Annotated in this window: 30 protein-coding genes; 14 read left to right on the forward strand and 16 right to left on the reverse strand. The window is 69.5% G+C overall.

Annotated features, from left to right (window positions below; all coding sequences use genetic code 11):
• The first annotated feature begins 47 nt into the window (after window positions 1–47).
• The 3 genes from K344_RS21015 (at window position 48) to K344_RS0109440 (ending at window position 1,837) form a co-directional block, all read left to right on the forward strand.
• Entirely contained in the window at window positions 48–395 is a 348-nt protein-coding gene (locus tag K344_RS21015) for a glycine zipper 2TM domain-containing protein (protein ID WP_211234512.1), read from the forward strand.
• Between the two features lie 25 nt (window positions 396–420).
• The gene (locus K344_RS0109435; protein WP_028080461.1) at window positions 421–1,242 is read left to right on the forward strand and encodes a DUF72 domain-containing protein; all 822 of its coding nucleotides are present in this window, start codon (window positions 421–423) and stop codon (window positions 1,240–1,242) included.
• A 79-nt stretch (window positions 1,243–1,321) separates the two neighbouring features.
• Complete coding sequence (locus tag K344_RS0109440; protein WP_028080462.1) at window positions 1,322–1,837, forward strand: CC0125/CC1285 family lipoprotein; 516 nt, start codon at window positions 1,322–1,324, stop codon at window positions 1,835–1,837.
• Window positions 1,838–1,846: 9 nt separating this feature from the next.
• Here K344_RS0109440 and gcvA read toward each other — a convergent pair whose 3' ends face one another.
• On the reverse strand, window positions 1,847–2,845 hold the full coding sequence (gcvA, locus tag K344_RS21020; protein WP_051362078.1) for a transcriptional regulator GcvA: 999 nt from the start codon (window positions 2,843–2,845) through the stop codon (window positions 1,847–1,849).
• Window positions 2,846–2,993: 148 nt separating this feature from the next.
• Window positions 2,994–3,581, reverse strand: a complete 588-nt coding sequence (locus K344_RS0109450) for a 2-hydroxychromene-2-carboxylate isomerase (protein WP_028080463.1) — start codon at window positions 3,579–3,581, stop codon at window positions 2,994–2,996.
• A 162-nt stretch (window positions 3,582–3,743) separates the two neighbouring features.
• Between K344_RS0109450 and K344_RS0109455 the strand changes: the two genes are divergently transcribed.
• Window positions 3,744–4,514 (forward strand): proteasome-type protease, encoded by a 771-nt coding sequence (locus K344_RS0109455; protein WP_028080464.1) that lies wholly within the window; start codon window positions 3,744–3,746, stop codon window positions 4,512–4,514.
• Window positions 4,515–4,532: 18 nt separating this feature from the next.
• Here K344_RS0109455 and K344_RS0109460 read toward each other — a convergent pair whose 3' ends face one another.
• Together K344_RS0109460 and K344_RS0109465 are read right to left on the reverse strand one after the other, a co-directional pair.
• Window positions 4,533–5,504 carry an alpha-E domain-containing protein gene (locus K344_RS0109460; RefSeq protein WP_028080465.1) on the reverse strand — a complete coding sequence of 324 codons (972 nt, stop codon included), beginning with the start codon at window positions 5,502–5,504 and terminating at the stop codon, window positions 4,533–4,535.
• Window positions 5,504–6,955, reverse strand: coding sequence for a circularly permuted type 2 ATP-grasp protein (locus K344_RS0109465; protein ID WP_028080466.1), 1,452 nt, complete (start codon window positions 6,953–6,955; stop codon window positions 5,504–5,506). Before K344_RS0109465 ends, K344_RS0109460 begins: the two co-directional genes overlap by 1 nt.
• 131 nt (window positions 6,956–7,086) lie before the next feature.
• Between K344_RS0109465 and minC the strand changes: the two genes are divergently transcribed.
• The 4 genes from minC to K344_RS0109485 all read left to right on the forward strand — a co-directional run bounded on the left by minC (window position 7,087) and on the right by K344_RS0109485 (window position 9,901).
• Window positions 7,087–7,803 (forward strand): septum site-determining protein MinC, encoded by a 717-nt coding sequence (gene minC / locus K344_RS0109470; protein WP_028080467.1) that lies wholly within the window; start codon window positions 7,087–7,089, stop codon window positions 7,801–7,803.
• 44 nt (window positions 7,804–7,847) lie between these two features.
• Entirely contained in the window at window positions 7,848–8,663 is an 816-nt protein-coding gene (gene minD, locus K344_RS0109475; protein ID WP_028080468.1) for a septum site-determining protein MinD, read from the forward strand.
• 3 nt (window positions 8,664–8,666) lie between these two features.
• Entirely contained in the window at window positions 8,667–8,924 is a 258-nt protein-coding gene (gene minE / locus K344_RS0109480; protein ID WP_028080469.1) for a cell division topological specificity factor MinE, read from the forward strand.
• 200 nt (window positions 8,925–9,124) lie between these two features.
• Window positions 9,125–9,901 (forward strand): ferredoxin--NADP reductase, encoded by a 777-nt coding sequence (locus tag K344_RS0109485; RefSeq protein WP_028080470.1) that lies wholly within the window; start codon window positions 9,125–9,127, stop codon window positions 9,899–9,901.
• A 211-nt stretch (window positions 9,902–10,112) separates the two neighbouring features.
• Here the strand turns inward: K344_RS0109485 and K344_RS0109490 are convergent, their stop codons facing one another.
• Complete coding sequence (locus K344_RS0109490) at window positions 10,113–11,807, reverse strand: AMP-binding protein (RefSeq protein ID WP_028080471.1); 1,695 nt, start codon at window positions 11,805–11,807, stop codon at window positions 10,113–10,115.
• A 73-nt stretch (window positions 11,808–11,880) separates the two neighbouring features.
• Window positions 11,881–13,203 carry a YihY/virulence factor BrkB family protein gene (locus tag K344_RS21025; RefSeq protein ID WP_043114225.1) on the reverse strand — a complete coding sequence of 441 codons (1,323 nt, stop codon included), beginning with the start codon at window positions 13,201–13,203 and terminating at the stop codon, window positions 11,881–11,883.
• A gap of 224 nt (window positions 13,204–13,427) precedes the next feature.
• Here K344_RS21025 and K344_RS0109500 point away from each other — a divergent pair, with 224 nt between their 5' ends.
• Both K344_RS0109500 and K344_RS0109505 read left to right on the forward strand, forming a co-directional pair.
• A complete protein-coding gene (locus K344_RS0109500; RefSeq protein WP_028080472.1) occupies window positions 13,428–13,892 on the forward strand; it encodes a phasin family protein in 465 nt (154 codons plus the stop codon).
• Window positions 13,893–14,037: 145 nt separating this feature from the next.
• Window positions 14,038–14,337 (forward strand): hypothetical protein, encoded by a 300-nt coding sequence (locus K344_RS0109505; protein ID WP_028080473.1) that lies wholly within the window; start codon window positions 14,038–14,040, stop codon window positions 14,335–14,337.
• Here K344_RS0109505 and K344_RS21030 read toward each other — a convergent pair.
• Genes K344_RS21030 through K344_RS0109540 form a run of 7 tightly spaced genes read right to left on the reverse strand, consistent with a single transcriptional unit; the run spans window position 14,334 to window position 20,081 of the window.
• Window positions 14,334–15,602 carry an MSMEG_0569 family flavin-dependent oxidoreductase gene (locus K344_RS21030; protein ID WP_043114204.1) on the reverse strand — a complete coding sequence of 423 codons (1,269 nt, stop codon included), beginning with the start codon at window positions 15,600–15,602 and terminating at the stop codon, window positions 14,334–14,336. The genes K344_RS0109505 and K344_RS21030 overlap by 4 nt on opposite strands.
• Before the next feature lie 20 nt (window positions 15,603–15,622).
• Window positions 15,623–15,907, reverse strand: coding sequence for an MSMEG_0570 family nitrogen starvation response protein (locus K344_RS0109515; RefSeq protein WP_028080474.1), 285 nt, complete (start codon window positions 15,905–15,907; stop codon window positions 15,623–15,625).
• Window positions 15,900–16,904, reverse strand: coding sequence for a sll0787 family AIR synthase-like protein (locus K344_RS0109520; protein ID WP_043114206.1), 1,005 nt, complete (start codon window positions 16,902–16,904; stop codon window positions 15,900–15,902). Before K344_RS0109520 ends, K344_RS0109515 begins: the two co-directional genes overlap by 8 nt.
• Window positions 16,904–17,467, reverse strand: coding sequence for an MSMEG_0567/Sll0786 family nitrogen starvation N-acetyltransferase (locus K344_RS0109525; RefSeq protein ID WP_028080476.1), 564 nt, complete (start codon window positions 17,465–17,467; stop codon window positions 16,904–16,906). The genes K344_RS0109520 and K344_RS0109525 overlap by 1 nt, the downstream gene beginning before the upstream one ends.
• Before the next feature lie 2 nt (window positions 17,468–17,469).
• The gene (locus K344_RS0109530; RefSeq protein WP_028080477.1) at window positions 17,470–18,609 is read right to left on the reverse strand and encodes an MSMEG_0568 family radical SAM protein; all 1,140 of its coding nucleotides are present in this window, start codon (window positions 18,607–18,609) and stop codon (window positions 17,470–17,472) included.
• Window positions 18,539–19,591 (reverse strand): Nit6803 family nitrilase, encoded by a 1,053-nt coding sequence (locus K344_RS0109535; protein WP_043114207.1) that lies wholly within the window; start codon window positions 19,589–19,591, stop codon window positions 18,539–18,541. The genes K344_RS0109530 and K344_RS0109535 overlap by 71 nt, the downstream gene beginning before the upstream one ends.
• A 7-nt stretch (window positions 19,592–19,598) precedes the next feature.
• Window positions 19,599–20,081: an MSMEG_0572/Sll0783 family nitrogen starvation response protein gene (locus K344_RS0109540; RefSeq protein ID WP_028080479.1), complete on the reverse strand. Its 483-nt coding sequence runs from the start codon at window positions 20,079–20,081 to the stop codon at window positions 19,599–19,601.
• 260 nt (window positions 20,082–20,341) lie between these two features.
• Between K344_RS0109540 and K344_RS0109545 the strand changes: the two genes are divergently transcribed.
• From K344_RS0109545 to K344_RS0109560, 4 genes are read left to right on the forward strand one after another with little or no spacing between them, the layout of a single operon-like run.
• The gene (locus K344_RS0109545) at window positions 20,342–21,754 is read left to right on the forward strand and encodes an aminotransferase-like domain-containing protein (RefSeq protein ID WP_245586176.1); all 1,413 of its coding nucleotides are present in this window, start codon (window positions 20,342–20,344) and stop codon (window positions 21,752–21,754) included.
• Between the two features lie 11 nt (window positions 21,755–21,765).
• A complete protein-coding gene (locus K344_RS0109550; protein WP_084197222.1) occupies window positions 21,766–22,011 on the forward strand; it encodes a DUF2970 domain-containing protein in 246 nt (81 codons plus the stop codon).
• Window positions 22,008–22,757, forward strand: a complete 750-nt coding sequence (locus tag K344_RS21035; protein ID WP_245586177.1) for a c-type cytochrome — start codon at window positions 22,008–22,010, stop codon at window positions 22,755–22,757. Before K344_RS0109550 ends, K344_RS21035 begins: the two co-directional genes overlap by 4 nt.
• The gene (locus K344_RS0109560; protein WP_028080482.1) at window positions 22,754–24,034 is read left to right on the forward strand and encodes a c-type cytochrome; all 1,281 of its coding nucleotides are present in this window, start codon (window positions 22,754–22,756) and stop codon (window positions 24,032–24,034) included. The genes K344_RS21035 and K344_RS0109560 overlap by 4 nt, the downstream gene beginning before the upstream one ends.
• A 16-nt stretch (window positions 24,035–24,050) precedes the next feature.
• On the opposite strand, the gene K344_RS21040 is transcribed toward K344_RS0109560, so the two are convergent.
• The 3 genes from K344_RS21040 to coq7 all read right to left on the reverse strand — a co-directional run bounded on the left by K344_RS21040 (window position 24,051) and on the right by coq7 (window position 25,592).
• On the reverse strand, window positions 24,051–24,416 hold the full coding sequence (locus K344_RS21040) for a DUF6489 family protein (RefSeq protein ID WP_043114210.1): 366 nt from the start codon (window positions 24,414–24,416) through the stop codon (window positions 24,051–24,053).
• 11 nt (window positions 24,417–24,427) lie between these two features.
• Window positions 24,428–24,808 (reverse strand): MAPEG family protein, encoded by a 381-nt coding sequence (locus K344_RS0109570; RefSeq protein ID WP_028080483.1) that lies wholly within the window; start codon window positions 24,806–24,808, stop codon window positions 24,428–24,430.
• 112 nt (window positions 24,809–24,920) lie between these two features.
• The gene (gene coq7, locus K344_RS0109575) at window positions 24,921–25,592 is read right to left on the reverse strand and encodes a 2-polyprenyl-3-methyl-6-methoxy-1,4-benzoquinone monooxygenase (protein ID WP_028080484.1); all 672 of its coding nucleotides are present in this window, start codon (window positions 25,590–25,592) and stop codon (window positions 24,921–24,923) included.
• Window positions 25,593–25,616: the final 24 nt, after the last annotated feature.

Here is a 25,616-nt window from a genome sequence, read left to right on the forward strand (position 1 = left end):
TCGCGGCGCCTACGGTGGAAAGTCCATGCATGGTCAGGAGGATGATCATGAACAAGACAGGTATCCATCGCCGCGCCGCCGCCGCGCTGCTGGCCGCCGGCGGCATGCTGGCGTCCGGGCTCGCGCACGCCGAGGTCTATACCAACGACAAGGGCCAGCGCGTCGAGTGCCACGACGAGCAGGTGGTGACGAAGAAGGGCGACCATCCGATCGCCGCGCCGGTGATCGGCGCGATCGCCGGCGGCGCGGTCGGCCATCAGTTCGGCGGCGGCAAGGGCCAGGATCTGGCGACCGGCGCCGGTGCCGTCGGCGGCGCGGTGGCGGGCAAGAAGTACAACGACAACAATGCCCAGGAGCAGGTGACGACGCGCCGCGTCTGCACGCCGGTGGAATAGAGTTGCCTCGTGCGATGATCGCCGCGTGACGACCCGCACGAAGCCGCAGGCGAGCGGCACGATCCGTACCGGCATCGGCGGCTGGAACTACGCGCCCTGGCGCGAGACCTTCTATCCGCCGCACGTGCGCGAGAAGGATGAGCTCGCCTATGCGAGCGGCCGCCTGCGCGCGATCGAGGTCAACGGCACGTTCTACCGGCTGCAGACGCCGTCGACCTACGCGCGCTGGCATGCCGAGACGCCGGACGATTTCGTGTTCGCGCTGAAGGCGCCGCGCTTCGTCACGCAGCGGCGCGTGCTGGCGGAGGCGGGCGACTCGATCCGCCGTTTCCTCGACAGCGGCATTGCCGAGCTGCGCGACAAGCTCGGCCCTCTGCTCTGGCAGCTGCCGCCGACGCATCGCTACGACGCCGACGACAGCCGGCGCTTTCTCGATCTGCTGCCGGCGCGGCTCGGCGGGCGCGCCCTGCGGCACGTCTTCGAGGTCCGCCACGACAGCTTCCTGGTGCCGGACTTCGTCGAGGCCCTGCGCGAACGCGGCATCGCCACGGTCTATGCCGACAGCGACGACTATCCCTCGTTCGCCGACGTCACCGCCGGCTTCGTCTATGCGCGCCTGATGCGCAGCCAGTCCGCGCAGGCGACCGGCTACGCGCCGGAAGCGCTGGACCGCTGGGCGGCGCGCGGCCGCCGGTGGGCCGAGGGCGCGGCGCCGGACGATCTGCCGACCGTCTGCGGCACGGCGCCGCCGCGGCGCGCGCGTAACGTGTTCCTGTTCTTCATCAGCGGCGCCAAGGAGCGCAATCCGGCGGCCGCCGTGGCGCTGCGCGAGCGGCTCGACGACTGAACGGTGCCGGCCGGCGCCGCGCATCGTAAGATCGGCGCCGACGAGTCCCGCGCAGCGGGGCTGCCCCCGGAGATCCGAGATGAACGATAACAACACAGGGCGGGCGCTCGCCGCCATGGTCGTGACGCTGCTCGCCGCCTGCGCGACGGTGACGCCCTACCAGCCGGCGCACAAGGGCTACGGCTACAGCGCCCAGCTGATCGAGAACAACCGCTATCGCGTGAGCTTCACCGGCAGCTCGGCGACGCCGCGGCAGACGGTCGAGAACTATCTGCTGTACCAGGCCGCCGAAGTCACGCTGAACAGCGGCAACGACTATTTCATCATCGCCAGCAGCTCGACCAGCGCCAAGGACGGCAGCGGGCCGACGCTCAGCTTCGGGCTCGGCGGTTTCGGCTTCGGCTCGCGCAGCGGCGTCGGCGTGGGCGTCGGCACCAGCACGGACAGTGCGCGCGGCGCCGAGTACAGCGCGCAGGCCGAGATTCTCACCTGCAAGGGCCGCAAGCCCGCCGACAACCCGCAGGCCTTCGACGCCCGCGAGGTCAAGGCCAACCTTGAAGCCGGCATCGTGCGTCCCGACGACAAGAAGCCCTGAGCCGGCGCCTCAGCCGCTGCGGTCCTCGCCACGCGGCAAGGTCGGCTGGACGCGATCGGGATCGGCCCAGGGGTCGCGGCGCGCCTCGTCGATGATCCAGTCGCGGAACGCGCGCAGCGAAGCATCGCGCTCGCGCTCGGCGGTGTAGACCAGATAGTAGGAGGCGCCGGTCGGCAGGCTCAGCGAGAACGGCACGACCAGGCGGCCGGCGGCGATGTCCTCGCGCGCCATCAGCGGCGCCGCGAGCACGACGCCGAGACCGTCGACCGCCGCCTGCGTGGCCAGCATCATGTCGTTGAAGGTCGGGCCGCGCCGCGTGTTGATGCCCTTGACGCCGGCCGCCTTCAGCCACGACGCCCAGTTGGGACGACCGACGTCCATCATCGCCACGTCGTTCTCGTAGTGCAGCAGCGTGTGATGGCGCAGGTCCTCCGGCGTGCGCAGCGGCTGCGAGCCTTCGATCAGGCGCGGGCTGCACATCGGCAGCAGATACGAGGCGAACAGCTTGTGGGCGATCAGCTCGCCGTAGTCGCCATCGCCGAAGCGGATCGCCACGTCGCCGTTTTCCAGCAGATTGCGGCTGCCCTGGTCGAGATCGCCGTGCGTGCGGTCGATCAGCGTCTGCCGCGCCGAGATGCGCAGGTCGATGTCGGGGTTCTGGTCGCGGAAGCTGCCGAGGCGCGGGATCAGCCATTTCGCGGCGAACACCGGCGAGACGCCGACCATCAGGCGGCCGGCGTTCGCCAGGTGCTGCGCGGCGGCGACGGCGTCGGCCATCTGCACGAAGGCGGCGGTCAGCTTCGGCAGGCAGGCTTCGGCGGCCGGCGTCAGTTCGATGCGACGCGGCAGGCGCTTGAACAGTGCGATGCCGAGATGTTCCTCGAGCGCCTTGATCTGGTGGCTGATGGCGGCCGGCGTGACGTGCAGCTCCTGCGCCGCCTTGTGCACGCTGGCGTGGCGGGCGGCGGCTTCGAACGCGCGCAGGGCATTGAGCGGGGGAAGGCGCATGGCGGGCGGCAGGTTACGCGGCGTGCAGTTCGGCGATCAGTGCGGACCGGGCGGCGCCGGCGCGCACCGCCTCGCCGCGAGGCGCCGGGCATGATGACGGAAAGTCACGGCGCTTGCACGGCGCCGCGCGGCGGCGCCGCTGCGATGTTCAGGCCCGCGCCAGGGCGCGCTCCAGCAGCGGCAGGCGATCGTTGCCCCAGAACATCGTCTCGCCGACGAAGAAAGTCGGTGCGCCGAACATGCCGCGCCGCAGCGCTTCGTCGGTGTTGTGCTTGAGGCGTTCCTTGACCGCCGGCTCCTGCGCGCGGGCGAGCAGGGCCTCGCCGTCGCAGCCGAGCCCGGCGGCGATCGCGCGCAGGGTCTGCGGCTGCGAGAGATCGGCGTCCTCGGCCCAATAGGCGTGCAGCGTGGCACGCGCCCAGCGGCCGACATCGGCGTCCGGCAGCGCGCAGGCGATGCGCTGGGCGCTCAGGGTCGACACCGGGAAATGAGTCGGGAAACGCAGCGGCACGCCGTAACATTCGGCCCATTGCTGCAGATCCTGATGCATGTAGCGGGCCTTGGCCGGCACGCTGATCGGCGGGCGATTGCCGCTCGCTTCGAGGATCTTGCCGAGCAGGATCGGGATCCAGACGACCGCGGCGCCGTGGCGCGCCGCCAGCGCGTCGATCTGCGTCGCGGCGAGATAGGTGTACGGACTGACGGCGTCGAAATAGAACTCGATCGGCGCGGCCATCGGCTTGTCCTCTTGTCATGATGTGTGTCGCGGGTGCCGCAGTCTGTCACGCGCCGCCGGTCGCGGCCAGCCGACGGCATGCCTTGTGCGTCTTGCACGGCGGATGCGCGTGACGTGACCGGGGCACTTGCCTAGACTGTCGCCCCCTGCAGGATCAGGAACATGACTTACTGTTGTGCGATCAAGGTGAACGAAGGCCTGGTCTTCGCCGGCGACACGCGGACCAGCGCCGGCGTCGACGACGTGCGGACCTATAACAAGGTCCATGTTTTCGAGTTTCCGGGCGACCGCGTCTTCGTGCTGCTGTCGGCCGGCAACCTAGCGACGACGCAGGCCGTGCTTGCGCACATCAAGCGCGATCTCGACGAGCCGGTGGTGCCGATGAGCCTGCGCCTGGCGCGCTACATGTACGACGCAGCCGAATACGTCGGCGCGCTGTCGGTGGCCGCGCAGAAGCACGTCGCCCAGCAGTCGCAGTACAGCAGCGTCGACTTGCGCACGACCTTCATCCTCGGCGGCCAGATCCAGGGCGAGGACCCGGCCATCTACATGATCTATCCGGAGGGCAACTGCATCTCGTCCTCGCCGGAGACGCCGTTCCTGCAGATCGGCGAGCACAAGTACGGCAAGCCGATCCTCGATCGCGTGATCCGCCCGGGCGTGAGCCTGGAGGACGCGGCGCGCTGCGCGCTGGTCTCGATCGACTCGACGATACGCTCGAACATCTCGGTCGGCCCGCCGCTCGATCTGGCGATCCTGCCGAAGGATGCCCTGCACATCACGCACAAGCTGCGCCTCGATCTCGACACGCCGTTCTACGCGCAGATCCGCGAGCTCTGGGGTCAGCAGCTGATCAACGCCTTCCGCAATCTGCCGAAGTTCGACTGGGAAACGCCGGAGGCGCAGGGCAGCCTGCTCGATCAGGGCGGCTGAGGCGGCGGCGGGCGCCGCTCAGCCGAAGACGAGCTGCCTCTGGCTCTGTGCCGCGCCCGACTGCGGCTGGAAATAGCTCTGCGCCAGCGACTGGTGCACGGCGCCGATGCCGACCTGGATCTCGTCGATCCATTCGTGCAGGCCCTGCTCGAGCAGGCGTTCGAAGTTGGCGTCCTGGATCAGCGCGCGGATGCGGTCGAGCGAGCGTTCGCTGGCGCGGTTGTGCGGCAGGCGCGGCAGCGTGCCGCTGAGGTGATTGAGGCAGAACGTCACCGAGCGCGGGAATTCGCGGTTCTGCAGCAGGAAGCGCAGCACGGCCGGCCCGCTGACGCGAATCTTCTCGTGGCGGCGATAGGCCTGATAGGCCATCAGCGAACGCAGCACGCTCATCCACTGGATGTGCGCGAACGGCCGCAGCTCTTCACCGGCCTTCGACTGGATCAGGTCCACCGTGCGCACGTCGATGATGCGCGTCGTCATGTCGGCCTGTTCGAGGTACAGGCCGATCTGCAGGAAGTGATAGCCGACGTCGTGATTCATGTTGGCGCTGAGCAGGCCGCGCATCAGCAGCATGCTGTCGATGACGCGGTCCAGGCCTTCCTGGCGCAAGGCGCGCGGCAGGTGCTTCTCGCCCCGTTCCTGCAGGAACAGGTGCAGCTCGTTGATGTGCTCCCAGGCCTCGCGCGGTGTGCTGTCGCGCACCGTGCGCAGGATTTCGCGCGCGCGGGCGATGGAGGTCGCGATCGAGCTGCCGTTCTCGGCGTCGGTGATCAGGAAGCGCACGACGTTGGCTTCCGAGTAGGTGTCGTAGCTGTCCTCGAAGGTGCGATTGGCGCCGAGAATGTCGACCAGCGGCGACCAGCCCAGGGTCATGCCGCGCGGCAGGTCGAGCAGCAGGTGCGAGTGCACGCTGACCAGGCGCGCCGTGTTCTCGGCGCGCGCCAGATAGCGGCCCAGCCAGTACAGGTTGTCGGCAACTCTGGACAACATCAGGCGGTCTCCAGATCGACGACCCAGGTATCCTTCGCGCCGCCGCCCTGCGAGCTGTTGACGACCAGCGAGCCCTTGGTCATCGCCACGCGCGTCAGGCCGCCGGTGGTGACGTAGGTGCTGTCGCCGCGCGACAGGATGAACGGCCGCAGGTCGAGGTGGCGCGGCTCGATGCCGCTGTCGGTGAGCGTCGGTGCCGTCGACAGCGACAGCGTCGGTTGCGCCATGTAGTTGCGCGGGTTGGCGATGATCAGCTCCTTGAACTTGTCGCGCTCCTTCTTCGTCGCGCGCGGGCCGATCAGCATGCCGTAGCCGCCGGACTCGTTGGCCGGCTTGACGACGAGCTGGTCGAGATGATCGAGCACGTAGGCGCGGTCGCTCTCGTCCATGCACAGATAGCTCGGCACGTTCGGCAGGATCGCCTCCTCGCCGAGATAGTACTTGATCATCTTCGGCACGAAGGCATAGACGACCTTGTCGTCGGCCACGCCGGCGCCGGGCGCGTTGACCAGGGCGACCTTGCCGCAGATCCAGGCGCGCATCAGGCCCGGCACGCCGAGGATCGAGTCGGGGCGGAAGGCTTCCGGATCGAGGAACAGATCGTCGACGCGGCGGTAGATCACGTCGACGCGCTTCGGCCCGTAGACCGTGCGCATGTAGACGCAGTTGTCGTCGCCGACGAACAGGTCCTGACCCTCGACCAGCTCGATGCCCATCTGCTGCGCCAGCCAGGAGTGCTCGAAGTAGGCCGAGTTGTAGATGCCGGGCGTCAGCAGGGCGATCGACGGCGTGTCGCCGGGCCGCGGCGACATCGCCGCCAGCATGTCGTAGAGCTGCGCCGGATAGTCGTCGACCGGCAGGATCGCGCCGGTCTGGAACAGCTCGGGGAACACGCGCTTGGTCACCTGGCGGTTCTCGACCATGTAGCTCACGCCGCTCGGCACGCGCAGATTGTCCTCGAGCACGTACAGCGTGCCGTCGAGATCGCGCACGAGGTCGGAGCCGCAGATGTGCGCCCAGACGCCGCCGCGCGGCCGCATGCCGATGCACTGCGGCCGGAAGTTGACCGATTCGGCGAGCAACTCGGCGGGGAACACGCCGTCCTTGACGATGCGCTGCGCGCCGTAGATGTCCTGGATGAAATGATTGAGCGCCTGCACGCGCTGCGTGAGGCCGGCCTCGGTCTTCGTCCACTCGGCCTTCGAGAGGGTGCGCGGGATGATGTCGAAGGGCCAGGAACGGTCGACGTTGCGGCCTTCGGAGTAGACCGTGAAGCTGATGCCCATCACCTTGATCGCCAGCTCGGCGGCGAGGCGGCGCTCCGCCAGTTCGGCGGCGCTCAGGCTGGCGAGGTAGTGCACGAGATGCTGCGCCGCCGGCCGCGGTTCGCCGCTCGCATCGGCGATCAGCTCGTCGTGGAAGCCCTTGCAGCGGTACTGACTCCAGTCGATGGCCATGCAGAGCGCGTTCTGTCTTTGTGCTGAGTTTCACCCCCGATCAAGCAAAACGCGAGCCAATGGCCTGCCATGGGGCGGCGGCAGGTACGAACTGTGTAGAATCTCCCGAACTCTTTTGCAAGCTCATGACGTCCAAGAAAGCGCTGGAATTCAAGGGCCGCATGCTGTCGCTGACGCGCGCCCGCATCCTCGATCCCGACCTTGGCGCCATCAGCGCCCAGCTGCGCGACTTCGCGCGGCAGATGCCGCAGGCCGTGCAGGGCATGCCGATCATTCTCGAGGCCGACGCGCCGGTCGACCTGGGCGGCATCCTCGCCGCACTGCGCGAGGTCGGCATGCAGCCGGTCGGCGTCGGCGACGGCCCGCTCGCCGAATCGGCGCGCAGCTGGGGGCTCGCCGTGCTGCCGCCGGAAGGCGCCGCCAAGGCGCGGCCGCTGCCGGCCGCCGAGCCGGCCGCCGCCGCGGCGAACCCGCCGCCGACGCCGCCCGCCGCGGTCGCCGGCGCGCGCAAGGCCACGCGCGTCATCAGCGAACCGGTGCGCTCCGGGCAGCAGATCTACGTCGCCGACGGCGATCTCGTCGTCACTTCGACGGTCAGCCCCGGCGCCGAAGTGGTCGCCGACGGCTGCGTGCACATCTACGGCGCGCTGCGCGGCCGCGCCATCGCCGGCGCGCGTGGCGAGAATAGCGCGCGCGTCTTCTGCCGGCGCTTCGAGGCCGAGCTGGTCGCCGTCGCCGGCGTCTACGCGGTCGCCGAGCAGATGCAGGGCGACCTGCGCGGCAAGCCCGCGCAGGTCGTGCTGGCCGATGGCAAACTTAAGATCGAACGACTGGAATGGTGAGCGCCCTCGCGCTCGCCGCCGACACAACAAGATAGGGAAACCCCGTGGCAAAAATCGTCGTAGTGACTTCCGGCAAGGGCGGCGTGGGCAAGACGACGACCAGCGCGTCGTTCTCCACCGGCCTCGCCATGCGCGGCCACAAGACCGTGGTCATCGATTTCGACGTGGGCCTGCGCAATCTCGACCTCATCATGGGTTGCGAGCGCCGCGTGGTGTTCGACTTCGTCAACGTCATCAACGGCGAGGCCAACCTGCGCCAGGCCCTGATCAAGGACAAGACGCACGAAAACCTCTACATCCTCGCCGCCAGCCAGACGCGCGACAAGGATGCGCTGACCGAGGCCGGCGTCGAGCGCGTGCTGGGCGAGCTCGCCAAGGAATTCGACTACATCGTCTGCGACTCGCCGGCCGGCATCGAACGCGGCGCCCACCTGGCCATGTATTTCGCCGACGAGGCCCTGGTCGTGACCAACCCCGAGGTGTCGAGCGTGCGCGACTCCGACCGCGTGCTCGGCCTGCTGTCGAGCAAGACGCGCCACGTCGAGAAAGGCGAGGGCCGCGTCAAGGAGCACCTGGTGCTGACGCGCTACAACCCGGCGCGCGTGGCCAAGGGCGAGATGCTGTCGGTCGACGACGTCAGGGAGATTCTCGCCATCCCGCTGCTCGGCGTGATCCCCGAATCGCCGGCGGTGCTGACCTCGTCGAACGCGGGCTCGCCGGTGATCGCCAACAAGGAGACCGACGCCGGCCGCGCCTACGAGGATCTGGTCGCCCGCTTCCTCGGCGAGCAGCGCGAGCACCGCTACATCACCGCCGAGAAGAAAGGCCTGCTCGGCCGCATCTTCGGCGCCGGAGCCTGAGCGATGGACTGGCTCAAATTCTTGCGCAGCGAACCGAAGAACACCGCCTCGCTGGCCAAGGAGCGCCTCAAGGTCGTCGTCGCCCATCAGCGTGACGGCCGTGCCAACGGCCCCGTCTACCTGCCGAAGCTGCGCGAGGAGATCCTGCTCGTGGTGCGCAAGTACGTGCAGGTGCCCGACAACGCGGTGAACATCCATGTGCAGCGCGAGGACGGCCTCGAAGTGCTGGAGATGAACATCACGCTGCCCGAGGCGAACTGAGCGCGGTCTTTCCCAGGCTGCGCAAGGTAGCCGCGCGATATTGCAGTCCGTGGATGCTGCACGACACGGACGCCGGTGTCGGCAGCGCGCCGGCGCGCGCGATCCTGCGCAGGGGCTCACCCGGACGCATGAGTGCGCCACCGGGGGTTTTTCCTTAAACTTCGCGCCCTCGAACGCATTTCCCCGGGATTTTCTTCGACATGGTTGCTCTTGCCACCGAGACCGTGCTGTCGGTCCGTCACTGGAACGACACGCTGTTCAGCTTCACCTGCACGCGCGATACCTCGCTGCGCTTCCGCAATGGTCAGTTCGTGATGATCGGCCTGCAGGTCAACGGCAAGCCGCTGATGCGTGCCTACAGCATCGCCAGCCCGAACTACGACGAGAATCTCGAGTTCTTCAGCATCAAGGTCGAGAACGGCCCGCTGACCTCGCGCCTGCAGCATCTCAAGGCCGGCGACGAGCTGATCGTCAGCCGCAAGCCGACCGGCACGCTGGTGATCGACGATCTCAAGCCGGGCAAGAACCTGTTCCTGATCGGCACCGGCACCGGCCTCGCGCCGTTCATGAGCCTGGCGCGCGATCCGGACGTCTACGAGCGCTACGAGAAAGTCGTGCTGTTCCACGGCGTGCGCCATGTCGACGATCTCGCCTATCACGACTATCTGACCCAGGAACTGCCGCAGCACGAGTTCCTCGGCGAGCTGGTGAAGAACCAGCTGCTCTACTATCCGTCGGTGACGCGCGAGCCGTTCCGCAACCGGGGCCGCATCACCGATCTCATCGAGAACGGCAAGCTCTGCGCCGACCTCGGCCTGCCGCCGCTGAATCCGCAGACCGACCGCGTGATGATCTGCGGCAGTCCCTCGCTGCTGACCGATCTGTGCGCCGTGCTCGACAAGCGCGGCTTCGAGATTTCGCCGCACATAGGCACGCCGGGCGACTATGTCATCGAGCGCGCCTTCGTCGAGAAATAACACGGCTCGGCTGCTGCGCTCGGCATCTTGCGTGCCGGCACTGCTCGCAATGCTCACGTACTGATGTACGTTCCGCCTGCTGCGCGGTGGCGGCCCGCAACCTGCCTTCGCTCGCGACGCCGATCCACGTTATTTCGGCGTCGATGATTTGATCAAAAGCTGCAAAAAAGCCCCGGCTTGCCGGGGCTTTTGCATTTCCGTCACCACGAGGCTACTTGCCGCGCAGTTCCTTGCGCAGCACCTTGCCGACGTTCGATTTCGGCAGCTCGTCGAGGAAGGCGATGTACTTCGGCATCTTGTAGCCGGTCAGGTTCTGCTGGCAGAAGGCGCGCAGCGCGGCTTCGGTGAGCGCCGGGTCCTTCTTCACGACGAATACCTTCGGCACTTCGCCGGACTTCTCGTCGGGCACGCCGATGCAGGCGACTTCGAGCACGCCCGGGTGCTGGGCGACGACGGCTTCGATCTCGTTCGGGTACACATTGAAGCCGGACACCAGGATCATGTCCTTCTTGCGGTCGACCAGGCGCAGGAAGCCGTTGGCCTCGAAGATCGCGACGTCGCCGGTCTTCAGCCAGCCGTCCCGGGTGAAGACCTTCGCGGTCTCCTCCGGCTTCTGCCAGTAGCCCTGCATGACCTGCGGGCCCTTCACGCAGAGTTCGCCCGGCTCGCCGGGCGCGGCCTCGCTCTCGTCGTCGCGGCGCAGCGAGACCTCGGTCGACGGCAGCGGCACGCCGATCGTGCCGTTCCACCGCGGCTTGTCGAGCGGCGAGAAGCTGACGACCGGCGAGCATTCGGTGAGGCCATAACCTTCGCTCAGCGCCACGCCGGTGACCTTCTGCCATTTCCCGGCGACCGTCTGCTGCACCGCCGTGCCGCCGCCGACGGCGAGCTTGAGCTTTGAGAAATCGAGGTCGGCGAAGCCGGGCGCGTGCAGCAGGCCATTGAACAGCGTGTTGACGCCGGTGATCGCGGTGAAGCCGCTGCGCTTGAGCTCGGCGCAGAAGGCGGCCATGTCGCGCGGATTGGTGATCAGCACGTTGCGGCAGCCGAAGCGGAAGAACAGCAGCGCGTTCACCGTCAGCGCGAAGATGTGATACAGCGGCAGCGCGGTGATGACGACTTCCTTGCCTTCCTCGAGGAAAGGGCCGATCCAGGCGCTGACCTGCTGCAGGTTGGCGACCACGTTGCCGTGCGTGAGCACCGCGCCCTTCGACAGGCCGGTGGTGCCGCCGGTGTACTGCAGGAAGGCGATGTCCTCGTGCTTCAGGGCGACGCGCGCATAGGGCTGGGCGCGGCCCTTGGCCAGCACCTCGCGGAAGCCGACCGTGGCGGCGACCGACGCCGGAATGCTCCAGGCCGGCACCAGCTTCTTGATGCGCTTGACCACGAAGTTGACGATCGCGCGCTGCGGAAACGGCGCGAGATCGCCGACCTGCGTGGTGATGACCTGCTTGACCGGCGTGTTGGCGATCACCTGCTGCAGGGTCGTGCAGAAGTTCTCGACGATGACGATGGCCTTGGCGCCGCTGTCGCGCAGCTGGTGCTCGAGTTCGCGCGGCGTATACAGCGGGTTGACGTTGACCGCGATCAGGCCGGCGCGCAGGACGCCGAACAGGGCCACCGGATACTGCAGCAGGTTCGGCATCATCAGCGCGACGCGGTCGCCGCGATGCAGGCCGAGCACGTTCTGCAGGTACGAGGCGAAATCCTGGGTCTGGCGGTCGAGCTCGGCGTAGCTCAGGCCGACGCCCATGCATTCGAAGGCGGTGTTGCCGCCGTAGCTCGCGCAGGTTTTCTCGAACAGTTCGACCAGCGAGGCATAGGCCGCAAGGTCGACGCTGTGCGGCACGCCGGCCGGGTAGGACTGGTACCAGGCAAAATCGTGCGCAGCGCCGGCCGTCGTCATGGGTTCGTCCTCGTGATGTCGCGCGTTGGTTCGCGTCGGTTTGTCTTGTCCCCGCGCCGTCGGCGCGCGGCGATTATAGGGAGGGCTCGGCGTCGCGCCCTTGGCTATCCAGCCAGCCGCGGATCGTCAGCTCGCCGTGGCGTGCGGCAAAGTCGGCTTCGGCCTGTTCGAGCACGGCGCGCGCGCTGCGCGCCAGCTCGCCCTTCGCCGCGGGCAGGCCGTCGCCGCCGCGCGCCAGCGTCCACAGCCGCGCCAGCGGCACCGAGGCGAGGTCGACCGCCGGGGTCAGCTGCGTGCGCGCCTGCCCGCTCTCGGTGAGCAGGCCGTTGAAGATCAGCTGGTCGACGACCCGCGCCACGTGTTCCGGCTCGGCGCCGAGCATGACGCTCAGCTCTTCCTCCGTGTAGCCCGGCTGCCCGGCGATGAAGCGCCGGCCGATCGCGCCCATGATGACCAGCGCGAGGTATTCCATCTGCCGCGCGCCGAGCAGGGCCGGCACGCGCTGCGGCTTCAGGTGCTCGGGATGCTGGAGGTAGAAAGCCAGCTGACAGCCGAGCAGCACGATCATCCAGCTCACGTAGATCCAGATGAGCAGGAAGATCAGGATCGCGAAACTGGAATAGACCGCGTTGTAGTTGGTGGCGCGGGCGACGAAGGAAGCGAAGGCGAGGCTGCCGGTCTGCCACAGCGCGCCGGCGAACGCGCCGCCGGTCGCGGCGGCCCGCATCTGCACGCGCGTGTTCGGCACGAAGCTGTAGAGGAAGGTGAACAGGCCGATGATCAGCGCGTATGGCAGGAGGCGGCTGAGCAGGAAGATCGCGAAGCCGAACGGTTCGTAGCGGGCCAGCGCGCCGACGAACGCCGAATTCAGCACCGAGGCGGTGATGCCGACGGCGATGAAAACGACGACCGGGCCGATGGTCAGCACCGCGAAGTACTCGCCGAGCCGCTGCGCGAGCGGTCGCGGCCGTTCGACGCGCCAGACGAAGTTGAAGCTGCTCTCGACTTTCTGGATCAGGGACAGCGCCGACCAGATCAGCAGCGCGACGCCGAGCGAACCGAGCACGCCGACCTTCATGCGCTGGATGAAGCCGACGATCTGTTCCGTCAGCTCGGCGGCCTGCGGGCCGAGCGGTGCCAGCAGCTGACTGAGGAAGGGATGCAGCGCGTCGCGGGCGCCGAAGGCCTTCAGCACCGAAAAGGCCAGGGCCAGCAGCGGCACGATCGACAGCAGCGTGGTGTAGACCAGGCTCATCGCCCGCATCGTCAGCTGGCCGTCGAGCAGATCGCGCAGCAGCACGAAAAGATAGCGCGCGGCGCGCACCGCCCGCCGCGGCCGATCGCCGTGGCGGGTGTGCCAGAGCCGCTGATGGGCATGCCGCAGATAGCGTTCCATGGCGCGAGCATACAGAGGCCGCGGCGTCGGCCGGTACGGACGCGGCGCGCGGACCGCAACCGCCGCGCCGGCCGGGCGGGCCGCGCCGATGCCGTTGGTCGGACGGTCGAACCCGGCCATTGACATCATCGCCGCCGCCCTTATGCTGTGCCGCAGCAATTGTTGCATTGCAACAAGGGTTGGGGACTTTTAACTTTCTTTCGTCTGGAAATTTGGAGTGCAGCATGAGCGTTGAAACGATCGTCAATGATGTGAAGAGCCGCGCCGATGTCGTCGTGACCCGTGGCCAGGAAGTGTTGGGCGCCGGCGTCGAAACCCTGAAGGCGGCCAACACGATCGTCGTCGAGGGCGTGCAGGAACTGGTGCAGACCAACGTCGCCGCCGGCAAGGAGCTGTCGACGCTGGTGCAGGCCAGCGTGAGCAAGGCCAAGACCGACGGCATCAAGGCCGTGGCCGCCAATCCGGTCGCCTATCTGCCGGAAGGCAAGGCCACCGTCGTCGGCGCCTACACCGAATCCGTGAAGATCGTCACCAAGACCGGCGACGAGCTGGCCAAGACGCTGAAGAGCGGCGTCGAGACCATTACCGCCAAGATTCAGGGCGAAGCGCCGGTCGTCGCCAAGGCGAAGAAGACCGTGACCAAGACCGCGAGCAAGGCCAAGAAGGCCGCCAAGAAGGCCGCGGCCTGAGCCTGAAGGAAGACGCGGCGCGCCGAGCGGGCGCCGCCAGGCCTGAACCAGCCGGTTCGGGCCGACGGGAGAGGGGAAGTCGAGGCGACTCGGCAGCCCCTTTTTCGTTTTCAACGGCGAGGACCGAGGAAGGTTGACGGGTGGCATGAGCCTGCAATTGAGCGCCCTGCGCGCCAGATTCGACATCGACCGCATCGTCGGCGGCGTCGCCCTGATCGCGCTGCATGAGATCGACGCGCTGATGGGCGACGCGCAGGCGTTCGCGCTGTGCGCGCGCCAGACCTGGCGGGCGCGCGATGGCGTCGAGCGTCGCCGCGAACGGCGCTCGCGGTCGCGTCAGGCACAGCAGCGTCGCCGCGAAGACCGGGCGATCCGACGCGAACTCTGGCTCGGCCTGCTCAGGGATCTGCGCGCGGCGCCGCGCCGCGCCGGCCCCGGCCCTTAGCCGACGCCGGTGTCGGCGAGCGCGAGGTGCCGCAGCAGGTACTCGGCGTCCTTGCCGACGTCGGCGAAACGGCCGGAACCCCAGGTGTTCTGCCACGGCAGGCCGAGAAAGTAGAGCCCGTCGACATCCGTGACGCCGCGCCTCTGCACCGGCCGGCCGCGGCCGTCGAACACCGGCGCCTCGATCCAGCGGTAGTCGGCGGCGAAGCCGATCGCCCAGATCACGCTCGTGATGCCGGCGCCGGCGAGGTCCAGCGACGTGCGCTCCGCCTGCGGTTCCCACACCGGCATGTACGGCGCTTCGCACGGTGCGTCGATGCCCTGCGCCTCGATGTACTGGTCGATGCTGCGGCGGATCGACAGATAGCTCGCGTCGGCCTGATCGAGGTTGTGCCCGAGGTCCGGCGCGAAGCGCGCGAGCAGCGCGCCGTCGCCGGCGATGATCTCGCCGAAGCGTCCATACAGCTGCATGCCTTCGAGCGCGAAGCGGCGCAGATCGATCTCGCGGCCGCCGTCGCGGCCGGTCAGGTAGTGGTTGGTCTTCTCGCGCACCGTTTCCTTCTGCGGATGGCGCTCGTAGGGAATGTCGTAGTAGCCCGAATCGGTCAGCCAGTCGGTGACTTCGCGGCCGCGATAGACGCGCGGCGAGCGCGGCGCGGCGCCGACGGCGAGATGCACCTCGCGTCCGGCGAGGTGCAGATCCTCGGCGATCTGGCAACCGGACTGCCCGCTGCCGACCACCAGCACCGCGCCCGCCGGCAGCTGGCGCGGATTGCGGTAGCTCGACGAATGCAGCTGCAGGATCGTGCCCGGCAGGCGCTCGGCGCTGCGCGGAACGATCGGCGTGTGATATCCGCCGGTGGCGATGACGACCTGCCCGGCGAAGCAGTCGCCGGCTCGGGTCTGCAGCTCGAAGCCGCCATCGACGCGGCGCAGGCGCGTGACCTGCACCCCCTCGTGCAGCGGCGGCGCGAACGAGGCCGCGTAGCCTTCGAGGTAGGCGACGATCTGCTCCTTCAGCATGAAGCCGTGCGGATCGTCGCCGGCATACGGCCAGCCGGGCAGGCGGCACTGCCAGTTCGGGGTGACGAGGCAGAAGGAGTCCCAGCGCGCCTCGCGCCATTCATGGGCGACGCGGTGCTTCTCGAAGACGACGTGTTCGATGCCGCGCCGCTTCAGCAGCCAGCTCATGGCCAGACCGGCCTGACCGCCGCCGACGATGGCGACCGGCACGCGACGCGCGATCGGCGCTGACGGAGACAGCATGGACGACGGAACGGCAGCGTTCACAGGAAGGACTCGACGGTGACGGTGGCGTGCGGATCGCGCGCGAAGCGCGCGGCGGCCGCTTCGATCTCGCGGATCTGCACGGCGGCGTGCGCGCAGCCGAAGCCGTACTTCTGCGCGACGCGCCGGCTTGCGTATTCGAGCGCGCTGCGGCTTTTCGCGACGAACTCGCCGAGCGGATACGGGTGGCCGAGCACGAAGGCCTCGCGGATGCTGCTCGACGGCGAATAGCAGAGCATCGACGAGTCGTCGGGCCAGCGGATGCGGAACTGCATCTCAGGCATGGCGGCGTTCCTCCATGTGCGGCGCGGCGGCGGGACCGCAGCCGGTCAGCGCCTGCGCGGCGAAATCCCAGGCGACACGTTCCTCGCCGTGTTCGCGAAGCCGCAGCTGCCGGCTGCGGTCGCAGCGGCCGACGGCGGCGCAGGCCAGATCGCGGGCCTCGAAGCGCGCGATGACCTCGGCGACCTGCGCCGGCGGCACCGCGAGCAGGTAGCCGTAGCTCGGAAAGGTGTGCAGCAGCCAGCGCGCCAGCGGCGCCTGCGGCGGACGCGGCACGCGGCGCACGTCGAGTGTCGCGCCGGCGCCCGAGCATTCGAGCAGCATCAGCGCGGTGCCGAGCACGCCGGCCTGGCTGATGTCCTTGGCGGCGCGGCAGAGGCCGGCTTCGGCGAGCTGCGGCAGCAGTTCGAGATCGCCGCGCAGGCGCGGCGGCGGCGCCGTGGTCGCCGCGTTCCAGTGCGGAAACGGCTCGCGGTACGCGCCGCGCAGATCGACGGCGACCAGCAGCGCGTCGCCGGGCCGCGCGTCGAAGCTTGTCAGCAGTTTCTTGGCGCGGCCGACGATGGCGACCGACAGCTGTTCCTGCGCGGCGCGCGCATTGCTGTGCCCGCCGACCACCGGCACGCCGAAGGCGCGCGCCGCCGCCGCCATGCCGTCGAGGACCGGCTGCATGTGCTGCGGGTCGCGGCTCCACAGCGCGTCGACGACGGCGAGCGCGCGGCCGCCCATCGCGGCGATGTCGGAGACGTTGACCATCACGCCGCACCAGCCGGCGAACCAGGGATCGCGCGCGACGAACTCGTTGAGGAAACCTTCGATCGCGAACAGCAGGTGGCCGTCGCCGCAATCGTCGGTGAGGGGCAGCGCCGCGCAGTCGTCGCCGACCGGCACCGCCGCCGACGGATCGGCGATGCCGAGCGCGGCGAGGGCGGCGGCGATGTCGCGCTTGGCGGCGAGGCCCCGGCTGCCGCGCAGGCCGGCGATCAGTTCGTCGAGCATCAGGCGGCCCGCCGCGCGTGGGCGTGAACCCGGGTGTAGAACGCGACGGCATCGTCGCGACGCGGCGCATAGTGCTCGAGCCGCGCTTCCATCAGCACGTGCGGACGGCCCTGCACCTCGATCGCCGCCAGCGACGTCCAGTGCAGGCGCGCGAACAGCTTGACGTTCTGTACCTGCACCTGGGCGAGAAAACGCTTGCAGCCGCGCGCACGCGCCGTGCACACGGCATGACGGATCAGCTCGCTGCCGAGCCAGGCGCTGCGTCGGTAATCCGGCAGCACGGCGAGGCGCGAGCCCTGCCAGAGATTCGCTTCGCGCTGCGGCGATGGCCGGTGAATGCGCACCGTGCCGACGACGCGCTCGCCGATGCCGGCGACGCAGGCGATCGCCGCGATCGGCAGCGCGCAGGCGTCGATCGCGTCGCCGTCGTCGCCGGCAAAGAGGCCCTGCTCGGCGCAGAAGACCGTGCGGCGCAGCTCGGCGCAGGCGCGGCGTTCCCACGCGGCGCTGGCGTGCTGGATGCGGAATTCGCCCGGCATGAAGGGTGGCGTCGGCAGCAGCATGATCAGGCCGCCTCGGCGGCCGGCGCCGCGCCGTCGCCATCGGTTTCGTAGGCGGCCAGCGAGGAGCACGCGCCGCACTTGCCGCAGCCGGCCTTGATGTCGCGCGCGCGCAGCCCGGCGGCGACCAGCATGCGGCCGAGCGGCGCGAGCAGCGCGCGCATGAACGCCGGCTCGGGCGGCGCCCGATGTTCGAGCGGCGTGCCGGAGATCGGCACGAAGGGCACGACGAAGGGATAGACGCCGAGGCCGATCAGCGTCTCGCACATCGCCAGGATCGCTTCGCGCGTGTCGCCGAGCCCGGCCAGGATGTAGGTGCTGACCTGGCCGCGGCCGAACACGGCGACGGCGTCGGCGAACGCCTGCAGATAGTGCTCGATCGTCACCTCGGCCTTGCCCGGCATGATGCGCGCGCGCACGTCGGGCGTGACCGCTTCGAGATGCATGCCGAGACTGTCGACGCCGGCGTCCTTCAGGCGCCGGAACCAGGCCGGATCGTCGGGCGGCTCGCATTGCGCCTGGATCGCCAGCGTCGGCACGGCGGCTCTCACGGCGAGCGCGCTTTCGACGAGGATCGCCGCGCCGCGGTCGCTGAAGTTCGGCGTGCCGGTCGTCATCACCATGTGCGTGACGCCGTCGAGCGCGACGGCGGCGCGCGCGACCTCGGCGAGCTGTTCCGGCGTCTTGCGATTGATGGTGCGTCCCTGCGCCAGCGATTCGCCGATCGCGCAGAACTGGCAGGACGTGCTGCGCCGGCCGTAGCGGATGCAGGTCTGCAGCACGGTGGTCGCCAGCACGTCGCTGCCGTGCAGCTGGGCGATCTTCCAGTACGGCGTGCCGTCGGCGGCGTGCAGGGCGTAGAAGCGCGGCGCTTTCGGGAACGCGAGATCGGCGAGCTTCACGCCGCCGCGGCGCAGCGCGATGCTGCCGTCGACGGCGGGCGTATCGGCCACGTATGGTGAATCGGCGGCGGGGCCGGTGTGCACCGGCACCATGAACGTGCGGCCGTCGATGGTCACCGCCTTGTGATCGGACGGCCCGGCGCCGCCGCGGCGGCTCGGCGCGCCGACCGAGTCATCGGCCAGCCGCAAGCCGCGCGACTGCAGTTCGGTGATCAGTTGCTGGTTCGTCTGCGGGGAATTCATCGCCGGCACTCCGGTTGAGCGAGGCAGGAACGCAAGAGGGTGAGGCCGGCGTGCGCAGCGGCTGCGCGATGCGGTCATCGAGCTGCAGCGACAGCAGTTCCGGGCGCGCGTAGTGGCCGACCGAATCCATCATCCGCTTGCGCTTGGTGATCAGGCTGAAATCGAGATCGGCGCAGACCATGCCCTCGCCGTCGCGCAGCGGCGCGCAGAGGTGCTTGCCTTCCGGCGAGACGATCGCCGTGTAGCAGCCGCCGCGCAGCGCTTTCTGCAGGGCCGGGTCGCCGGTGACCGACGCGATCTGTTCTTCGCCGAGCCAGGCGGTGGCGTTGATGCCGAAACAGCCGGCTTCGAGCGCGTGGTGGCGCACCGTCACTTCCATCTGCTCGGCGAAGACCGGGCCGACCAGCGAGCCGGGGAACTGGCTGCAGTGGATCTGTTCGTGCTGCGCCATCAGGCTGTAGCGGGCGAGCGGGTTGTAGTGCTCCCAGCAGGCCAGCGCGCCGATGCGGCCGACCGCGCTGTCGACCACCTTCAGCCCGCTGCCGTCGCCCTGACCCCAGACCATGCGCTCGTGATAGGTCGGCGTGAGCTTGCGGCGCTTCAGCAGCAGCCGGCCGTCGGCATCGAAGATCAGCTGCGCGTTGTACAGCGTGCCGTGGTCGCGCTCGTTGACACCGAGCACGACGACCATCGCGTGGCGGCGCGCGGCGGCGGCGACCGCGTCGGTCGCCGCGCTCGGCACCGTCACCGCCTGCTCGTACAGCGCGAGGTGCGCGGCGCCCATCGCCACCGCCGGCGTGATGAACGAGAAGTACGGGTAGTACGGCACGACCGTCTCGGGAAAGACGATCAGCTGCGCGCCTTGGCGCGCCGCCGCGGCGATGGCGTCGACGACCTTGGCGATCGTGCCGTCGCGGCTGCCCAGCACCGGCGAGAGCTGGGCGGCCGCGACCCGCACGACGGGGGCGAGGGGCGTCGTCATGGCGCGCTCAGACCGTCCACGTGTGGATCATGAAGGCGTCGTCGTTGCGATGGATCAGGATCAGGTCGAGCACGTCGAGCGGATTGATCGGGCGGATGCCGGGGATCAGCGAAGGCTCGCCGTGACCGTACAGCGCCTGCAGCGCGAAGCGGCAGGCGTAGACCTTGCCGCCTTCGGCCATGAACGCGGTCAGCTGGTTGGTGAAGTTCTGGTGACCCGGGAAGGCTTCGTCGCCGAGGGTCGGAAAGCCGCGCTGGATGCCCAGCGTCACGCCGGGCCCGTAGAGCAGGATCGAGGTCGCGAAGCCTTTGCGCAGCAGGCGCTTGCCCTGCAGCATGTTGACGAGGCCGATCGAGCCCTCGAAGGCGACGGTGTGGAAGGTGATCAGCGCCTTCTCGCCGGGCTTGGCCTTGACGTCTTCGAAGACCTTTTCCTCGTAGTCGACGAAAAAATCACCTTTCTGGTGGGCGGGCGTGGTCACTGCGGGCATGTCTGGCTCCTGATGCGAGGCTCGGGCCGGCGCGGCGTGCGGCGGCGTGCCGGTCCTCCAGCGCAACCGACATGCCATCAATCGACATTGATCGGCGATCGTGATGCAATCAATGTGAGACATTTCTGAGCGGCCGCGATTTTTTTTCACGGCCGCGGCCGGACCCCTGCCGGTTCTTGCCGAAATTAGACTTTTCGCCGTCGCGCCGCTGCCTTATGATGGCGCCCGCGGGGTCATCGGGTGCTGTGTCGGGGTGCGTCGTGGATCGAAAATCGGGCACAAAAAACCAATCAAGTCGCTGGCGCCATGCAATCAATGAAAGCCGGCGTCCGGCCTACATCGCCATCGCCGACGCCATCGCCGACGACATCCAGTCCGGCCACCTGACGGCGAACCAGCGCCTGCCGACCCTGCGCCAGCTCGCCGAGGATCTCGGTCTCAACTTCACGACGGTCGCGCGCGGCTACGCCGAGGCGCAGCGCCGCGGCCTGCTCGATGCGCGCCCCGGTCACGGCACGGTGGTGCGCGAGACCGTGGGCTCCGGCCCGCTGCGGCGCCCGGTGGCGCCCGGCAACCTGATCGACATGACCATGAACATGCCGCCGGAGCCGCAGGACCCGGCGCTGCTGGCGCGCTTCGCCGAGGGCTACGCGAGCCTCGGCGCGCAGGACGCGTACAGCCTGCTGCGCTACCAGGAGTTCGGCGGCACGCACGAGGACCGCGAGGCCGGCGCGCAATGGCTCAACCTGCCCGGCGTCGGCGGCCAGCGCGTGCTGGTCTGCCCCGGCGTGCAGGCCGCGCTGCTGGCCCTGTTCACGGTGCTGGCGCGGCCGGGCGACGCGATCGCCTGCGAGGCGGTCACCTATCCGGGCATCAAGGGCCTCGCCGCGCAACTCGGCATCCGCCTGGTCGGCCTGCCGGCCGACGAGCAGGGTCTGGTCCCGGATGCGTTCGGCGCCCTGTGCGCGGCCGATCTGCCGAAGGCGCTGTACCTCAACCCGACCCTGCTCAATCCGACCACGGCGACGCTGCCGCCGGCGCGCCGCGAAGCGATCGCCGAGATCGCGCGCCGCTACGGCGTGCCGATCGTCGAGGACGACGCCTATGCGCGCCTGCCGTCGCAGCCGCTGGCGGCGATCGCGACGCTGGCGCCGGAGCTGACGTTCTACGTCACCGGCTTCTCGAAATGCCTCGGCGCCGGCCTGCGCGTCGCCTATCTGACCACGCCCAACGTGCGCTACACGGCGCGCCTGTCGGCGGTGCTGCGCACGACCTCGGTGATGGCCTCGCCGATCCTCAACGCGCTGGCGACGCGCTGGATCAGCGACGGCACCGCCGAGCTGGCGGCGCAGGCGGTGCGCGCCGAGTCGCGCGCGCGCCAGCGGCTCGCCGCCAGCATCCTGCGCCGCGCCGAGTACGTCACCGACCCGGACGCCTTCCACCTCTGGCTGAAGCCGCCCGCGCCGTGGACGCGCATCGAGTTCGCCACGCACCTGCGCGCGCACGGCGTCGGCGTCGTGGTGTCGGACACCTTCACCGTCAGCGGCGCGGCGCCGGAAGCGGTGCGCGTCTGCCTGGGTGGCGCGGCTAGCCGCGCCGAATGCGGCCACAGCCTGGAAATGATCGAAGATGCGATCGAGCAGCTGCCCGCGCTCGCCTCGCGCGTCATGTAGGAGAGGGAGAGATGAAAAGTTCAGCGACTCCGCGCGTGCAGCAGAACGAGGCGCCGCCGCGCAAGGTCGGCCTGCTGGCGACGGTCGGCAGCGTGCTGATGGCGATGTTCGGCGTGCAGAGCAGCAAGGCCCGCGAGCGCGATTTCTCGCGCGGCAGCCCGGCGCTGTTCATCGGCATCGGCATCGCGATGACGGTGTTGTTCATCGTCGTGCTGGTGAGCATCGTGCGCCTGCTGCTGCGCCGGGCGGGCCTGTGAGCGCGCGCGCGCTGCGTCGCTGCATCGCGGTGCTCATGCTGCTGCACGCCGCCGCGCCGCGCGCCGCCGAAGCGGTCGCGGCGCACGAGATCGATTCGATCGAGCAGCGCGTGCTGCCGTGCATGGCCTGCCACGGCCAGGAAGGTCGCGCGACCAGCGACGGCTACTACCCGCGCATCGCCGGCAAGCCGGCCGGCTATCTGTACAACCAGCTGCTGAACTTCCGCGAGGGCCGGCGCAATTACGCGATGATGACCTACGTCGTCGAGCGGCAGAGCGATGCCTATCTGTTCGAGATCGCCGGGTTCTTCGCCGCGCAGCAGCTGCCGTATCCGCCGCCGCAGGCGCCGGACGTCGCTGCCGCGGTGCTCGAGCGCGGCCGTCAGCTCGTCACGCAGGGCGACGCGGCGAAGCAGATTCCCGCCTGTCAGGCCTGTCACGGCGCGCGCCTGACCGGCGCGCTGCCGGCGACGCCGGGCCTGCTGGGGCTTTCGCACGACTACCTGATGGCGCAGCTCGGCGCCTGGCGCGAAGGCAATCGTCACGCGCACGCGCCGGACTGCATGCACGACGTCGCGCAGCGCCTGTCGGCGGCGGACCTCTACGCGGCGGCCGCCTGGCTGGCGACGCAGCCGGTGCCGGCCGACGCGGCGCCGGCCGCGGCGATCGCCAGGCTGCCGCTCGCCTGCGGCAGCGCGCCCGAACCGGCGGCCGTGCCGGCCACGCAAGAGGAGAGCGGTCGATGAAACGACGCCTGGGGGTCATCGTTGCGCTGGTCATTGCCATGGGCGCCGCGCTCGGCTGGTTGTCGACGCGCGATCGCGAGACGGGCGAAGCGCCGCAGCCGCCCGGCGCCGGCCGCGCCGATCCGCTGGAGCGCGGGCGTCAGCTCGTCGCGCTCGGCGACTGCCGCGCCTGCCACACCGCGCGCGGCGGTGCCGCCTACGCGGGCGGCCGCGCGATCGCCACGCCGTTCGGCACTTTCTATGCGCCGAACATCACGCCCGATGAAGAGACCGGCATCGGTCGCTGGAGCGCCGACGATTTCTGGCGCGCGATCCACGACGGCCGCAGCCGCGACGGCAAGCCGCTCTATCCGACCTTCCCGTACACCAACTTCACCAAGCTCAGCCGCGGCGACGCGGATGCGATGTTCGCCTACCTGCGCACGCAGCCGCCCGTGCACCAGGCCAGCCGCGCGCACGAGCTGAAGTTTCCGTACAACCATCGTCTGCTGCTCGTCGGCTGGCGCCTGCTGTTCTTCCGGCCCGGCGTCTATCAAGGCGATGCGACGCGCGACGCGCAGTGGAATCGCGGCGCCTATCTCGTGCAGGGTCTCGGCCACTGCAGCGCCTGCCACGAAGCACGCAATGCGCTCGGCGCGATCCAGTCGCGGGACAATCCGTCCGGCGGCCTGGTGCTGAACTGGTACGCGCCGGCGCTCGCCAGCCGCGCCGAGGCCGGCGTGCAGGACTGGCGCGAGGACGACATCGTCGCCCTGCTTGCGAGTGGCGTGTCGCCACGCGGCTCGGCGATGGGACCGATGGCCGAGGTCGTCTACGAGAGCCTGCAGCACGCCGACGCGGCCGATCTGCGCGCCATGGCCGTGTACCTGAAATCGCTGCGCGACAGCGGCGCGCCGTCCGCCGCCGGTTTCCAGAGCGTGCCGCGCAAGGCGGTCGAGGCGATGCGTCGCGACGGGGAGAAGCTCTACGCCGAGCATTGCGCGCAGTGTCACGGCGATCAGGGCCAAGGCCGCGCGCCGGCGGCGCCGCCGCTGGCCGGCAACCGCGCCGTGCTGATGACTTCGGCGGTCAATCCGATCCGCATTGTGCTGTTCGGCGGCTACACGCCGTCGACCGCCGGCCATCCGCGGCCCTTCGGCATGCCGCCGTTCTCGCCGACGCTGAGCGACGAGCAGATCGCCGCGGTGCTGACCTACGTGCGCACGTCCTGGGGCAACGCGGCGCGGCCGGTCGCCGGCGTCGAGGTCCGCGACAACCGCTCGGGACCGCTGTGGTGAAGCGTCGCGCCGCAGCCTAGACCGCGCCCTGGTCGGACGGCGTGTCGCTCGCCGTCGCCGTCTTCTTCGCGGCGCGCTTGCGCGCCCGCGGCTTGCGCCTGCGCGGCGGCGCGGCCGGCGCGCTCTCGGGGTCGCCGTCGTCGCCCTGCGGCTCGCCGTCCTCGTTGATGCGCAGGCGCGAGGTGAACTTCTTCCAGGCCGGCGTCTTGCGCAGCACGTCGAAGTTGCTGCGCACGAACTGCGAGGCGTCGAAGCCGCTCGCGGCGCCGATCTTGTCGCGCAGGAACGCCACCACATCCTCCTGGATGCCGGAGACGTCGGGCAGGCCGAGGAAGCGGCGCAGCTCTTCCGGCTGCACCTCGATTTCGATCTTGATCTGCATGGGCGGCTCCTTTACGAGGCGCGCGCGGCGACGATGAAGAGGCCGATCATGCAGGCGATGCCGCCGGCCCAGAGCAGCGAACGCAGCGTCGCCTTGTCGGCGATGTAGCAGAGACCGTACAGCACGCGCAGCACGATGAAGGCGACGGCGAGCGCATCGGCCGTCGCGTTCGCGCCGGCGACGACGTGGGCGATGATCACCGCCGCCGCGAAGGGCGGAAAGGCCTCGAAGCTGTTGAGTTGCGCCCAGTGCGCGCGCTTGCGCCAGCCGCTGCTCTGCTCTAGGTACTCGCGCGGCGCGGCATTGTCGAAGCGCTTGCTCGACTTGGCGGCGAGGGTGAACGGAAACGGCAGCAAGGCAGCGACCAGCACGCACCACAAGGCAATCGTCACGGCAGTTCCCCTTGTTCTCGTCGTGGTCCGAGCATAACAGCCGCTGCCGCGACGGCGAGCGGCCGCAGCGCAGGCCGGGGATTGCGCGGCGGCAAACCGCGCCGCGCCCGCTTCAGACGCGGTACGCGCCGAACTTCATGACCTTGGCCACCTGGCGCATGAGGCCGCGCACCGGTGCCGGCAGCGGCGCGCCGCCGGCCTGCTCGGCTTCCCGGCCGTGGCGTTCCTCGTCGCGGCGCATGGTTTCCAGGATCGCGCGGCCGCGCCGGTCCTGTTCCGGCAGCTGACCGAGATGTTCGGCCAGATGCTCGGAGACCTGACGCTCGGTCTCGTTGACGAAGCCGAGGCTCCAGGCGTCGCCGCGCAGGCCGGCGAGGGCGCCGATCGCGAACGAACCGGCGTACCAGAACGGCTGCAGCTTGCTCGGCGCGTCGCCCAGTTCGGCGAGCCGCTCCTCGCACCAGCGCAGGTGATCGCGCTCCTCGCGCGCGGCCTCGAGCAGATGGCGGCGGGTTTCCGGGTTGCGCGCGGTCAGCGCCTGGCCGTGGTACAGCGCCTGCGCGGCGATTTCGCCGGCGTGGTTGATGCGCATCAGGCCCGCCACGTGGCGACGCTCGCGCTCGGCCAGCGCGGCGTCCGGCTGGCGGACCGCCGGATTGGCGCGACCGGCGCCGCGCTCGCGCTCGGCGAGCAGCGAGAGTCCGCGGCCGAGCAGCGACAGCAGCGGATCGGCCGGGCGCAATTCGCGCAGGGTGGCGGAGGGCGTCTTGGCTTGAGGGCTCATGTGCGCATTCTAGAAGTTTTTCAA

It is taken from the genome of Solimonas soli DSM 21787 (genome assembly GCF_000474945.1).
GTDB lineage: Bacteria > Pseudomonadota > Gammaproteobacteria > Nevskiales > Nevskiaceae > Solimonas > Solimonas soli.